The sequence below is a fragment of the Pirellula sp. SH-Sr6A genome (genome assembly GCF_001610875.1).
GTDB lineage: Bacteria > Planctomycetota > Planctomycetia > Pirellulales > Pirellulaceae > JBKCUI01.
Genome location: NZ_CP011272.1, coordinates 2,206,358 through 2,220,851 on the forward strand (window position 1 = coordinate 2,206,358; position 14,494 = coordinate 2,220,851).

Below are 14,494 nucleotides of genomic sequence, written 5' to 3' on the forward strand. Positions count from 1 at the left end.
TCGCATGGGTTCTGGCCCATTTCGAATGGGGAGGCCGCCCCCACCGCAACCTGTTATTCCTAGCGAGCGAGCAGGCCTGGATCGAAATCGCTGGAAAATTCATTCCAAGGGCTCGAAAAAGTTGAAAGCCGTGCGAAAATGGTGCCGCGGCGTTCTACATAGCACGAAAGCTATGTCCCACCCACCGTTGCATTTTTAACTGGATGTACGTCTAGAGCTTGGACTTATATGTTGGGCGTCCGATTGGAGAAAAAAAGTTTTTGGCGACGTCCCCTGATGTCCAGCCGAAAATCTTCTGCATTTTTGACGGCTGAGGAGATGGAGTTGCGGCTCGCCAAGGAGCGAGAGCGATGCGATCGATATCTTCTCCATTTCTCGATGATCGCTCTGGAGTGGAATGCGGCTCCGACGAAGTCTTTACTCCGTTCGTTCGAGACGTTTCTCACCGGACGATTGAGGCTTTCGGACGAAGCCGGATTCTTGCGTACCGGCGGAATCGGTATCATTCTCCCGATGACCGATGCAGAGGGTGCCCGAAAGGTCTTGGAGACTGTCCAATCGTTTGCGGGCCATCAATCCTGGCCCATCCACGCCGAGGTTTATACTTACGTCGGTTACAAAGGTAGCGATACTGACCCGACCGAGTGCGGGGATGATATCGAGGATCTCCACGCTTTGGATGAGCCCTCCGAAAGTTTGGAAATGCCCAAGGAGCACTGCAAAGAATCCTTGTTAAGAATGGTCGCCAAGCCCTTTCCCAAGTGGAAGCGAGCATGCGATATCGCGGGTGCAGTCGTCGGATTGATCGTGACATCTCCCGTCTTGGTTATTGCGTGCATCGCGGTCAAAGCGACATCTCGCGGGCCCGTGTTTTTCAAACAAATGCGATGCGGGCAGCACGGACGCCCCTTCGCCATTTATAAACTCCGAACCATGGTGGTGAACGCAGAAGAGCTCAAAGCGTTACTCCACGAACGGAATGAACGCGATGGACCTGCATTCAAAATGAAGAACGATCCCCGAGTCACGAAGGTGGGGAGAATTCTTCGAAAGGTGGGAGCAGACGAGCTGCCACAACTGGTGAATGTGCTCAAGGGAGACATGTCGATCGTCGGACCGCGACCACTCCCTATATCGGAAGATATGCAGTGCGCATCCTGGCAGCGCCGAAGGCTCGACACGAAGCCCGGCCTGACCTGCACGTGGCAGATCAGCAAATCGAGAAACATTAGCTTTCGAGATTGGATGCGATTGGATCTTCAATATGGCTCCCGACGGTCCTTGCTACATGATGTGGAACTGATCGGCCGAACTTTTATCGCCGTTTTCTTAGGGCGTGTTGGCCACTAGCGAATACCTACCGTAGAATTCGGGGGATAGGTATCGTCTTGCACGCTCCAGTCAGGACTCCGCCTCGCGATCGTGGCGGTTGGCTGGGCGAATGGAAGTAAAGTGAGACGATTTCTGACTCTCACCCCACTGCGAGATACCATGCCCCCGATAGCTAACCGCTCCGGCCTGTATTTCTATCTGCTGACGATTGGGATCTGTCTAACCGGTTTCGTACCCAATGGTTTGGCACAGCCCCCCTCCCCCCCATTGATCGGAAAGTCTCGGCTGTTGTACTGGGCCGATGACGCCAACCAACTCTATCAGTTGCCAGCCAAAGTAGAGACCGGACCGCACGAGCAATGGACCCTAAGCGACGGAACGGAATTGAGGGGGTCCATTGCTTTGTATGCAGATCTGGACGGGGATTTGATTACCTTTGTCGATGGGAAGCGCGTGATCGATCGCGTTCCGATCGATCGGTTTGCAGAGCAATCGCGAGCGCGCGCGGAGGGACAAATCCAGAAGAGGCGCGAACTTGTGCAACGATTGCGTGATTTGGTTCCCGTTGCTCTCGATCTGGGGCCGCAGCTGCATCCAGCCTTACTCGGATTCTTAAATTTCGAGGATGGACACATAAGGTTCTGGTACATGAAGGGGATCTTTGAAGCCCCTGAATCCGAATTTCAACCGGACCAGCTCCGCGCGCTTCAAGAAAGCTGGAAACGCCGCGATAGCATGCCAGCATGGAAATGCGTCGGAGAACCCTATCCCTTCGCGTCTCGACTGCTCGGAATCACGCCTCTTGGGTACGCGATGCAAGGCTTGATTCAAAACAATGTTGCGGTCGAGGAAATCGAATTCATCGTTCCACATGGTCTGTTCGTCGCGGCTTCTAGAATCAGTGCGGAGTCCATCGCTAAAAACTCCCCTCGCAACGATCGTTGGCTCGATTCTCCATTTCCTAAGTGGGTGTATGGTGTCATGCAACCAGGAAGGGTGTTGATGTCCATGCCGGTTTTGAAGGGCAATCGAGTGGATTGGGAAAGTACCAAATGGCTGGAGCCCAAGCTACATACCCAAATCGGCCAGATTCAAAGACAGACCATCCTCGCGGCGATGACTCCTCAGGCACTGACCCTCACTTCTCGGATGGTCAAAGAATCGGTCGAAAAGAACTGGTCCGTCCGCCAAGTTCTAGAGCATTGGACAGACGACAAGATCACCAGCGAGGAGGCTCGCTGGATTGGAAATATGCCGGCCAAACAGATGCAGCTCTGCAATCAATGGAGGTTGCAAGGTCTTACGCTAGCTCGCAATCAGTTCGAAGGCGTTTTACTCCATACGCAGGAAAACCTTTGGCATTTTCGCAACAACGAAAGCATGGAGGTTTTTAGTGTTCCCAAAGAAGTCATCGATCCCGAGTATCACGAGCTCGGTGAGCACGTCACCAAACGGATTCGTAAATTTTTGGAGACCCACCCCGATCCCAATTATCCCAAACCCAATCCCTACCGCCGACTGATCAGGAATATTTCCGCTGGCGGGGCGACACCTTATACAAAGCCTATTGATGTGCCTGCCGCATCCAAAACGCCTCTTGAATCGATTGAGGTCGAAGCCAGCAATGGCCGAGGCAACATCGAAAAGGTCGCGGTGCGTCGATACCACACGCACCCCGACGATTGGGCCTTCCTGGTAGGGGTAGCCTCTGCTCCGTCGCAAAGGGCGGGCACTGTGACAAGTGAAATCCAAATGGTTCTCTATGAGAAACCTCGTGACAAGCGAAAATTCAGCTACGCGTTTCCCGTACAAGGCATCCGCCGTTTCGCTTTTGGATATCTCATCCAAAAGGACGACAAGTGGGTAATGGTCGATGAAGCGATGGTTGCAAAACCGCAAGGTGATTCATTGGAAATAGCAATCGGTCGCACCGAAGCGAGACTCCAAGAGGAAGAAAAATACCGAAAGACACCGTCCACACTTGGATATGAATACGTGCTCTATGGAGTTTTCAACGGCAATGTCGTAATCGGAAAAAATGCGGTACTGGAAAGTACTGGCAAACTGCGATACACCGACATCAACAATCAGAACGTTTCGTTACCACAACACTTAACGGTGATAGAGCGGGGAGAATTCTTGCTCCAGGTGGAGCTACTAAAACTGCTGAAGGGAAAATCGGAAAGCGAGCTTACCGAGGTAAAGCCAGTCCGACCTGAAGTTCGATTGTCGTTGTATCGGGATATCGAAAAGAAGATCGCCGACCACTGGCCGATCCAGGTAAAGTATCGATCTGGCCATTACTTCGATGCGCATTTCGAAGCGATGGATGATGACGATGCAATCTTTAAGCGTATCTCAGACGACCGATATTTCCGTGTTTCCGTGCAGAGATTGCTGGAGGACGATGTCAAGGAATTGATCCGGCTCGATGCACTGCGCAAGAATGGTGAAACCTCCTATTCCAAGCGCAAGCTCGACGCGGCATCGGTCACCGATCGCATGATTCGACTCTACAGCTCGGATTATCCTAGGATTATCGTCAATCCCGAAATTCACGCCGATAGTATTCGAATCCGCGTCAGCGACGACGATATTTATTACATTCCTACGCCCATCGTGATGGCCGACGACATAGCCGATTTGCGAAACCAAATCGCCAAGAGGAATTCGCCAACCAATGCTGCGTCGAAGTTGGATGCTGCATTGACAGCGCAGGTGCAACCTTCGGAAACACGGCAACCTCTTCGGACAATCCCGCCAAGGTGGAAACAAAAAGTCGACTCCGTCGTCCAACGGAGCGACAAAAACTGGGTGAAATCCAGCTTCGATTGGACGACACCACCGGATGTGTCCATTTTTTCCCACAACGGTGCTTATCTCCTCACGAACTCGAAAGGGACCACTTCGACTGCAGGCTGGTTCTTAACCCGGTTTGAGGGGGACGCGAAGCCAGTCACATTGCCGATTGCCTTGGAATGCTCCAGCACGGGCCGAGTGTTCTGGAACCGAGACTGTTCCCAACTCTTCGTATTGGATGACGGAAAGCTGGTACGCCTTCGAGTACAGATTTCCCCAGACAATGCTCGCTGGGAAGTGTCCGATTCCACACTTCTCTCTGATCAGATTAGCCCCCTTATTTTGTCAGGACAGTCTTCGGACGGAAATAGAGTATTTCTTTTCTGTGAGAGTGGCGAACTCTGTGTCGTAGATCTGGATACCAATCGGATTGCATCGCAAAAGATTCAGAATCCTCCTATACGGACGACGGATCGAAATCGTTTTGGTTGCTGGCCTAGCAAAAACGGTGATGCCGTTGCGATCAAAATTGTGAACGACGTCGATGTCTATTATTGCGATTCGAAGACGCTTCGGTTCAGCCTTAGTTCTTCGACCCAGATTGACGCTAGCGAGATGCCCGGGATCTTGATGGACGATATGGTGATCTACGCTGAGCCAGACGCCAGGGCATTGCGAGCCGTTCCTGCGAAACGGCCGCGGGATGTCGAGGTTTTTGCGATAAACATACCTCTCCCTTTTGTTCCTCGGCATCTTGCCATTACCCGCAGCGAGGGAGGACAACTGGGTGACTTTGTCGTCTTCGGTACGCCCACCAATCAAGAAGTGAGCGAAGCCAACCCGATGATGTCGACGCCGATGACATTCGTTTCGACGCACCCATTCCTACCGCAACGTGTTTGCACGTCAGGTGAAGTCAAAGCTTTCTCAGGGGATGGCCGACGCATCCTGCATGCAGAGCGAAACCGATTCTCCTTGATGATGGCACCCGAAACGCGCCGACTGGATTATGGCGAATTCGATGATCTCGCAAAAGAATTAATTGAGGAACAGAAGTTTGTCGAACTGGATTCGATTTGGAACTATCTCCAGACGGACGCACTTCGCAAACAAGGTTCCTTTCCCACCAAGCTGGCAGATCGCTTTTTGAGAGCCGTCTATTTCAGTTGCCTTGAATACAAACAGGAGGTTCCAGGCGATGCCGGCGAGAGGTTCAACAAGTATGTAGTGCGTTGGATGAAGATGATGCCGGAATCGATTCTTCCACGAATGTTGGAATGCCAACGGCTTCGGGATCGAGCTTGGATGGCCAGAGGGACAGGCACGATCAATACGGTCACCGAAGAGGGTGCTGCCTTCTACCAGCAGTCGATGCGCACGTTGGTGCAAAAAATAAGAGACCTTCTGCCTCTCGAGACCTGTTCGGTTTCGTATTACTTAGCGTTTGATGCCTGCATGGCATTGGGGCTTCCTCCGACGTCGTCCGATGCCCTTCAGGGAGCGTTCACAAGGTCGGATTCCTACGAAAGCCCCGACCCTCACCGAATTGCAGTTCTATCATTGCTTCCGCGATGGTTTGGTGAACCTGGAGATTCTGAAAAATACATCGAACAGGTTTCGGATAATCTCGGTGGGAAAGAAGGAGATGAGATGTATGCAGTGCTGATCTTGGATGCCATGAATTATGACACGAGCGAACTACCGATGGCCAAAGTTTTGCAATGCGATCTGGATCGCATGTTACAGGGAATGAAAGAGATGGATGATGAGACACTCTCCCTCTATCTCCTGCGCGGACTCAACGGACTGTTTTGGAGCGAACGAAAACTGGAAGCCAAAGAGTTGTGGTTGCATGCGACGCGTCGTGGGGTGCTTCCTCACGTATCAACATTGTCGGTGATTGAGAAACTTCCCCTCATGCTGGAAGCGATGGGACTGAATGATTCCCATCATCGAGTTCCGATCCGTGAACGAAGATAGTTCGCCATTTTTTGGTGTGGAGCGAGAACTATTAAAACCATCGTCGCATGCGGAAGTAAACGAGGAGTCCGGATGCGATCGCGGCCATAAGCCCCAGCGCGAAGGGATAGCCATAGTACCAATTCAGCTCCGGCATGTTCCAGGGCGAATTGTCTTTGAAATTCATGCCATAAACACCTGCAACGAACGAAAGCGGGATGAAGATCGTCGAGATAATCGTCAGAACCTTCATCACCTCATTCATGCTATTGCTGACCGTCGATAAGTAATAATCTCTTAAGTCGGAGGTGAGTTCTCGATAGGTATCGACCGAGTCGATAAGCTGAATGACGTGATCGTAGCAATCTCGGAGATGGACGCGGGTTTCATGGGAGATGAAGGATGTCGAGTCGCGGACCAACTCGTTCAGCATCTCGCGATGGGGGCGAATCGATCGACGAAGCGCGAGGAGTTGCCCCCGCAACTCGTGGACTTGCATTAGGTGAGAGCCGTTGCGATCCATCGTAATCGCCTCTTCGACTCCGTCGGCTTGTTCGGCGATCTTTTCCATCACGGGGAAATAGCTATCGATGACGGCATCGAGCAATGCGTAAAGGAGATAATCGGCCGCGGCCTCGGCCACCTTGCCTCGATGGAATTTAAGACGTTGGCGAATCGGTTCCCAACAATCTCCGGCTCTCTCCTGAAACGATAACAGCAGGCCGGGGCGAACGAAAAAGGAGAGTTGTTCGCTTTGAAATGCATCCTCTCCGTCGATCATTCGCGCGACGACGAACAAGCTATCGGAAAACTCGTCGACTTTGGCACGTTGATGTACGTTCACCACGTCTTCCATCGCCAACGGGTGTAGTCCCAGTTGCGTGGCGAGCGTCCTCAGGGTGGACTCGGATCCTAACCCAGTCACATCCACCCATACCGTAGGGTGTTGTTTCCGAATCGAATCCAGTTTGTTCAAATCGGTTAGGACGGACTCGTGAAAGCCACCGTTCCCGAATCCGATCACCCGCACATGGGTAGAGTCCGCTGCGGGATCGACCACCAATGTGCCGGGTGGGGCCCCGGGCCGGGTACGACGCTTGGCAAGCGTTTGGCTTCTTCGCCGCCGGTTCTTACCCATGCCGTTTCCTTGCGTTATCGATTGTTCGCTCGACTAGGACTGTGCCAATTTTCGCAGGACCGTTGGAAGGATACCACCGTTTCGGTAGTAATCAATTTCCACAGGAGTATCGATTCGGACCAGAGCCTCGAAGAACTTCTTGCTGCCGTCGGCGCCCGTCGCGATGACTTGCACACGGCTTCTCGGCTGGAGCCCATCATGTAGCGATGGGATGTCAAAGGTCTCTTCGCCAGTCAGGCCGAGCGACTGGGCGGATTGCCCCTCGACAAACTGAAGCGGCAATACCCCCATCCCAACCAAATTGCTTCGGTGGATGCGTTCGTAACTGGTTGCAATCACGGCTTTGATGCCTAGCAGGAGAGTCCCCTTTGCGGCCCAGTCCCGCGATGATCCCGTACCGTATTCCGCCCCCGCCAAAATCACCAGCGGAGTCTTGTTAGCCTGGTACTTCATCGAGGCGTCGTAGATGCTCATCTGCTCGCCGGTTGGAAGGTACCGAGTGACGCCACCTTCGATTCCGGGAGTCAATCCATTGCGGATTCGGATATTAGCGAATGTCCCTCGCACCATGACGCGATCGTTACCACGGCGTGCACCGTAGCTGTTGAAGTCCCTTGGGGTAACGCCGTTCTCAACAAGGAATCGACCGGCTGGTCCGTCCTTGGCGATGGAGCCTGCTGGCGAGATGTGGTCGGTGGTTACCGAATCGCCGAGAACCGCCAGAACGCGAGCCCCCAGGATTGGCTGGATGGAACCTTCGCTCTGCGTAATCCCCTCGAGGAATGGGGGCCGTTGGATGTACGTGCTTTTCGCATTCCAGTTGAATCGCTCGCCTGGAGTGATCGGAATGGCATTCCAGGTTTCATTGGCGGTGAATGCACTGGAATACTGATGGATAAACATCTCAGGTTGAACGGACTGATGGACCGCAGCATCAACCTCCTCGTGGGTTGGCCAAATTTCGCGAAAATAGACCGGGTTGCCATCCGCATCGGTACCGATCGGATCTTTGTCGAAGTCGATATCGACCGTTCCGGCAATTGCATAGGCGACGACCAGAGCGGGACTCGCGAGATAATTCGCTCGGGTGTGCGGATTCACGCGACCTTCGAAATTGCGATTTCCGCTGAGGACCGCAGCAGCGACCAAGTTCCCGAAGGTGATTGCGTTTGCGACCGGTTCAGGCAGCGGACCACTATTTCCAATGCAAGTAGTGCAACCGTATCCAACCACATGGAATCCAAGTTGCTCGAGGGGTTTGAGAACACCAGCGTTCTCCAAATAGTCTGTCACAACACGGGAACCAGGAGCCAAACTAGTTTTCACGAAGCCTTTCACGCGAAGTCCCCGCGCGACCGCTTTCTTCGCAAGCAATCCAGCGCCGAGCATGACCGACGGATTGCTGGTGTTGGTGCAAGAAGTGATAGCGGCGATCACGACCGATCCATGCTTGAGATCCGCATCGTGAGTCGCTCCCTCGATGGTGCTGGTGGCGGAGACCTGCTCGGGAGCTAGACCGAAACCTCGTTCGGCAATCGGGGCCGTAAGCCCTTTGCTGAACGAACTTTGCACCGAATTGAGGGGTACGCGGTCCTGTGGCCGCTTGGGGCCTGCCACAGAAGGCTCGACGGTGGACAGATCCAGGGTCAAGACTTTGGTGTATTGAAGGTCTGCCATTCCATCGGTGCGGAACAGTCCTTGTTCTTTGCAATAGCGCTCGACCAATTCGATTTCATCCCTGGTTCGACCTGTCCTGCGAAGGTAGGTCAAGGTTTCGTCATCAACAGGGAAGAAGCCCATGGTGGCCCCGTATTCGGGAGCCATGTTTGCGATGGTCGCGCGATCGGCCAGGGTCATCTTCGAAACCCCTTCGCCAAAGAACTCGACGAACTTGTTCACAACCCCTTCTTTTCGAAGGATCTCCGTAACTCGCAAAACCAAGTCCGTTGCCGTCGAGCCGGGCGAAAGCTTCCCGACCAGTTTCATGCCGACGACTTCGGGCATCAGCATGTAGAGGGGTTGTCCAAGCATGGTGGCTTCGGCTTCGATTCCACCCACACCCCAACCGAGCACTCCCAAACCATTGATCATGGTGGTGTGGGAATCGGTTCCGACCAAGCTATCGGGAAAGGCGACTGGTCCTAAATGATCCTTGCCCTGGAAGACCGCTTTGGCGAGGTATTCCAAGTTGACTTGGTGCACGATACCTGTGTTGGGAGGAACGACACGGAAGTTATCGAAAGCTTGCTGTCCCCAACGGAGAAACTCATAGCGTTCTTTGTTGCGCTCGAACTCGACTTCGACATTTTTAGACAAAGAGTCCGCGGTTCCAAAGAAATCGACTTGTACGGAGTGGTCGATCACCAAGTCGACAGGGATCAGTGGATTGATCTTCTTGGGATCCCCACCCAAAGCGCTCATTCCGTCGCGCATCGCCGCTAAATCGACGACGGCGGGAACGCCCGTGAAGTCCTGGAGGACGACACGCGCGGGCTTGAACGGAATTTCGAGTTCGGCCGGCTTCGCCGCATTCCATTTCGCGAGATTGGTAACGTCCTCTACGGAGACTTGATATCCATCGCAGTTCCGCAGTACGGCTTCGAGCAAGATCCGAATGGAGAATGGCAGTTGCGAGATATTCGCGATCCCGGCTTTCTCAAGCTGACTGAGTCGATAGATCCCCATTTCGCCTTGCGGGGCTCGGAAGGTGCTACGGGCTCCAAATGGGTCGGTCAATCGCTTTGCAGAGGACATGGCATCCTGGAGAAAACAAGGGGTGGGATCAATCGTTAGAAACGGAACTCGGCTGCATTGTAACCGACAACGTTAAAAGAAAAACGGCCCGTTGTTGAATCGACAACGGGCCGTTTTGAATTTTTGTTCTTCACCAGGGCGATGCCCAGGCTAGAGAACTAGTTGCATCCGCAAGCTGGCTTTGCAGCAGGAGCTGCACATCCACAACCGGCTGCAGGTGCAGCACAGCCGGAGGACGATGCGACTGGAACCGAGACGGTGGTCGGAACCATCTTGCAAACGGTTACTTCCACTTCTTCTTGAACGGTCGATGGAACGCAAACGTTGACGGTACGCTTTTGCTTCTCTTCGACGCGATCGCAAACGGTGACGTTCACGGTGCGAGTCTTCTCTTCGGTGACCTTTTCACAGGTGGTTACGTTGAAGGTTCGAGTGCGAGTTTCTGGAACCATGGTGTTCACGGTGTACTCGACGGTCTTCTTTTCTTCGACGTATTCGCAAACGTTCTTCATTCCCTTGCGAACTTCGGTTTCGCAAACGGTCTTGCAGACTTGGCGGGTCAAGGTCTCTTGAACTTGGCGTGGCTGCTTGACGGTGATGGTGCGGGTTTCGGGAACCATAACCATATGGGTCACGGTTCGCTTGCGAACTTCTGGAACCATCTTGCACTTCCTGACCTTCACATCGCGTACTTCGTCGTGGCAGACGGTTACGTTGTAGGTGTAGGCTTCTTCGGTGTAAGTCGGTTGCATGGTGGTAACGGTAACATCTTGTGTTACGACGTTTGGCACCCAAACCTTCTTGCAAACGGTGCGGGTTGCTGGTGCAGCAGGCGCTGCGCATCCGCATGGGGAAGCGACAGGTGCGCATCCACATGCTGGAGCGGGAGCACAAGCTGGTGTGCAGGGAACTTCTTCCACAACGGTTTGGTACGATCCGCAGTCCTTGGTGACTTGCTTCACGGTCGTCACAGGAACCATCTTGCAGACCTTGCGGGTCCCGGTCTTGGTTTCGGTGTGAGGAACCTTGAAAGTCTTCTTAACGATCTCTTCGGTGTAGTGGGGAACCAAAACGGTGCATTCCACTTCCTTGGTCACAGGCTTGCAGACATTGACGGTAACCGTCTTTTGAACGTCTTCGCAGACCGTCTTGCAAACGGTGTAAGGAACCGTTTCGACCACTTGCTTGGGAACTTTCACCTCGTAGGTGTATTCCACTTGCTTGGTCACAGGGGTTCGAACGGTGACTTCTTTGGTCTTGGTCTCAGGCTTGCAAACGTGGACGGTGACTTCTTCCGTCTTGGTTTCCGTTTTGGGAACCATCTTCACGACGGTGTATTTTTCTTCCTTGACCTCGGTGCGAGGAACCATCTTGACGACGGTTACTTCCTCTTCGCGGGTTTCGATTTTGTTAACGGTCTTGGTGACCATTCGCTTTTCCTTCACCTGGGTTGGGACCATGACGGTCTTCTCAACGTAGGTGACTTGGGAACCGCAAGCCGATGCGCCCGCCGAAGCGACAACGCTACCTGCACAACCGCCGCATGCGCTGCTGCTCGCTACGACGGCAGCGGTGCTGCTGCAACCGCAATCTGCGAAAACATTACTGGCCCCCAACATTGCGGCCAGCCCAAGTGCAAACACTGGGCGAAACTTCATTGCAATCTCCTAGATGAAAAAGCGGCCACTCGGCCAATGAACGATTTACAAGCTCCCCTGCAGGTGAGACGCAGGAGAGAGGACTTCTACGATGCTGACTCTCGCTGAACGATCGTCGATTAGTGATAGAGACACCTAATCCACAAGACAAATCGTTTGCCTTTTCTCGCTCGTTCAGCCACCGAGTGTAGCTCAGTCATGCAGAGAGGGAAACATCCGGCGGCAAAATCTATTTAATTTTTTTGATCGTTACGACCGTTTCCGCTTACCTAATCTTCCGTTCATTGTTCTGGCGATTTGTGCCGAAACGCCACTGGGGATGGGCCGCTTAGACACGACTCATCCCCAGTGGGTTTGCCCCCTAACTCGTTCACAGCTAACGCTGTTCGCTTGTAGATCTTTTGGTCGCTATGGGTTGGATTTTCCGGAAGGTGAGAACGAGTTATGGAGGGGACGACGGAGAGGTGGGGAACCCGTTTGGGTTAGGATCGCAGGAGGGAGTTGCCTCGCTGCGCTTTCCGGTCGGACGGTACCGCCTGCCGTTCCGGTACGGCGGGGATTTGTTCGGGCTCTTCCATGTCCGATTCTGGGCTTTGGAGCAGCGGGGAAGCAGTCTTCGATTCGCGAGCATGATCGTTCGCTGTCCCTTGGAACTGCTCGAACTCCCCTTGGCTGATGACGGCAGGTCGGCTCGCTCCACGGCTCATGTGGCGTGCTGCATCTCGTTCGCGAGCTCGCTCGCTGGCATCCCAGTAGGCTTTCTCTGCCCACATGCCTTCCTCGAGCATAATGTTGTTGTATTCCAGCAACGAGCCTTTGAGGTGATGGATCTCGACCAGGATCTTGTTGTATTCCGCGACCGAAGTGTTGTAACCTTGACCCGCACGAGCTCGGCTTTGCTGGGCTCGCAACAACTGGTCGATGACGTACTCCTGATTGCTCGAATCTCCGATTTCAAATTTGGCTCTCCAGACGTCGACGAGATTATCGCTGGCGACGATGCTGTGAAACTGTTGTGTCATTTGCTCGTGCACGCTCTTGAGCTGTTGAATGTATTTGGTCAGCAAGTGCGAAGACGCGAGTTCTTTGTCTTCCAGGATTCGGTGAGCCCGGGCAAGGTCTTGCTGTACTTTCGTGATGTCCGCCAACTGGCGGCGTGCACCGATGGCGTTGGGGGTGAAGTCCATGCGAACCACTCCCTCTTGATAGTTGCCGCCGAGCAGTTCTTCCCAAGCACTCGCGTTTCCACCACCCCCTGGGAATCGAGGATTGCCACCGTTGCTGTTGAGCAACGATCCACCCACGCCCACCCATCGGTAGATGAGATTCAGATTCAAGTCAGGAAGGATTTGGTTCTTGGACGAAATGAGTTCCAATTCCTTTTGCTTGATCACCCACTTCTGCTTTCGCAGGTCGACGTTTCGTTGGAGCATCTCACCTTGGATCGAATCCCAATCGAACTGAGCCATTCCAGTTGCGGGCTTGTCGATCGGTCGAATGAGATAGCCGTCCGTAGCCGCCCAGCCCATCAGCAATCGGAGGTTGAGTTCTCGACCGAGCAATCCGGGTTGGTTCGTCACTCCGCCACCGCTGAAGGCCGCGGCAACTTGAGCCTCAAACTCGTGATAGGTCAAACTGGCCTGCGCCATTTGGCTTGCAGCGTTTCCGGTGTTGTATTTTGCTGCCGCAATCTTGTACGCGAGGGCGGCACTGTCCCGTGCGCTCTTGGCAGTTGCGAAGTTCCAATAGGCTGCATAGAGATCCCAGTAAGCGAATTCGACTTCGCGAACCAAGTTTCGGATGCGTTCTTCGTAATCGGCAATTGCGATATCTTCGTTGATGCGAGCCAAGACGACAGGAACACGGTTGACCATAGTTCCGCGACCTCTTAGGAGAGGATGCTGAACTTGTGCTTCGAGAACTTGCGTGTAATCGCTGGGCACAGCTCGACCGAAGTTCCCCAGGCCTTGCGATTGAGTCGGGATGTTGTTGTAGGAATAGATGGATTGCGAACGAACCGTCGCAACGCCACCGGTCGCCGTTCGCTTGGACAGCGCCATTTGCGCGGTACCGTCGCGACCTTGGAAGAACTGTGGATTGAACACATTGCCTGCACCGACGTTTCTCGCACGATCAGTGGTGCCCCAGGACATGAACGAGCTGTACTGCGCGTCAAACTCGCTCAATGCGTCTTCTACCCCACCGACTTGGTTAGCCCGAGCGGCCCCACGAGCGAGGACTCGGTTTCCGCTACCATCGATGACGAGAGGTTGTGAATTGGTCGTATTGGCAACGATAGCCGGATCGTAAACCGTGCTTAACTGGGCGGATGGACTCGAAAGAATGATGGCAGCGATGTCGGCGTTTTGTCGCTGGGTTCCAGGCAATGCACGAATGACTTGCGTGTTCATCAACGCAATCGAAATGCACTCTTCGAGAGTCAGATCTTTGTAATCAAAGTTCTGATTGTCGAGGCTCAGCGGCGGATGCGACTGAGTGACCTCGGGTAGCGACTGATTTTGGAGATCGGGATATTCGATCTGCTGGGCGCGGTCAATGTAATGGGACAAGTCGCCGCGTTCGCCGATGAAGAATGGCTGCGTAGGTGCACATCCCGTTAGCATCAAGCTAACGATCTGCATGCCAACAAACCATCGCGTTAGGTTGCGTTTCATAAGCCAGGAGGTCCCGTCGTTCGAAGCTCGAATTGCCTTTGACCGAATGTCTCCACTCGTTCCGCACCCTCCGCTCGCGTCACCACCACGGTTCCACTCGAGAATGCACGCAATTCGATACTTTGGTTAGGTGCCCCCCTAACGTGCAGGTCGCGAATCCCCCATTTCGAGAGACTCAC

The 14,494-nt window shown here is 53.6% G+C and carries 6 protein-coding genes; 2 read left to right on the plus strand and 4 right to left on the minus strand.

Features of this window, described 5'->3' with window-relative positions; genetic code table 11:
- Positions 1 to 276: 276 nt before the first annotated feature.
- Together VN12_RS08730 and VN12_RS08735 are read left to right on the plus strand one after the other, a co-directional pair.
- Positions 277 to 1,350, plus strand: coding sequence for a sugar transferase (locus VN12_RS08730; protein ID WP_240491363.1), 1,074 nt, complete (start codon positions 277 to 279; stop codon positions 1,348 to 1,350).
- A 102-nt stretch (positions 1,351 to 1,452) separates the two neighbouring features.
- Positions 1,453 to 6,111: a hypothetical protein gene (locus VN12_RS08735; protein WP_146676465.1), complete on the plus strand. Its 4,659-nt coding sequence runs from the start codon at positions 1,453 to 1,455 to the stop codon at positions 6,109 to 6,111.
- 31 nt (positions 6,112 to 6,142) lie between these two features.
- On the opposite strand, the gene corA is transcribed toward VN12_RS08735, so the two are convergent.
- The 4 genes from corA to VN12_RS08755 form a co-directional block, all read right to left on the minus strand.
- Positions 6,143 to 7,228: a magnesium/cobalt transporter CorA gene (gene corA / locus VN12_RS08740; RefSeq protein WP_146676466.1), complete on the minus strand. Its 1,086-nt coding sequence runs from the start codon at positions 7,226 to 7,228 to the stop codon at positions 6,143 to 6,145.
- A gap of 33 nt (positions 7,229 to 7,261) precedes the next feature.
- The gene (acnA, locus tag VN12_RS08745; RefSeq protein ID WP_146676467.1) at positions 7,262 to 9,982 is read right to left on the minus strand and encodes an aconitate hydratase AcnA; all 2,721 of its coding nucleotides are present in this window, start codon (positions 9,980 to 9,982) and stop codon (positions 7,262 to 7,264) included.
- Between the two features lie 158 nt (positions 9,983 to 10,140).
- The gene (locus tag VN12_RS08750; protein ID WP_146676468.1) at positions 10,141 to 11,640 is read right to left on the minus strand and encodes a hypothetical protein; all 1,500 of its coding nucleotides are present in this window, start codon (positions 11,638 to 11,640) and stop codon (positions 10,141 to 10,143) included.
- Positions 11,641 to 12,122: 482 nt separating this feature from the next.
- On the minus strand, positions 12,123 to 14,315 hold the full coding sequence (locus VN12_RS08755; RefSeq protein ID WP_146676469.1) for a TolC family protein: 2,193 nt from the start codon (positions 14,313 to 14,315) through the stop codon (positions 12,123 to 12,125).
- Between the last annotated feature and the right edge of the window lie 179 nt (positions 14,316 to 14,494).

Coding starts and splice junctions, on each gene's coding strand:
- corA (WP_146676466.1), bottom strand. CDS start 7,228: ATGGGTAAGAACCGGCGGCGAAGAAGCCAAACGCTTGCCAAGCGTCGT.
- VN12_RS08730 (WP_240491363.1), top strand. CDS start 277: ATGTCCAGCCGAAAATCTTCTGCATTTTTGACGGCTGAGGAGATGGAG.
- VN12_RS08755 (WP_146676469.1), bottom strand. CDS start 14,315: ATGAAACGCAACCTAACGCGATGGTTTGTTGGCATGCAGATCGTTAGC.
- acnA (WP_146676467.1), bottom strand. CDS start 9,982: ATGTCCTCTGCAAAGCGATTGACCGACCCATTTGGAGCCCGTAGCACC.
- VN12_RS08750 (WP_146676468.1), bottom strand. CDS start 11,640: ATGAAGTTTCGCCCAGTGTTTGCACTTGGGCTGGCCGCAATGTTGGGG.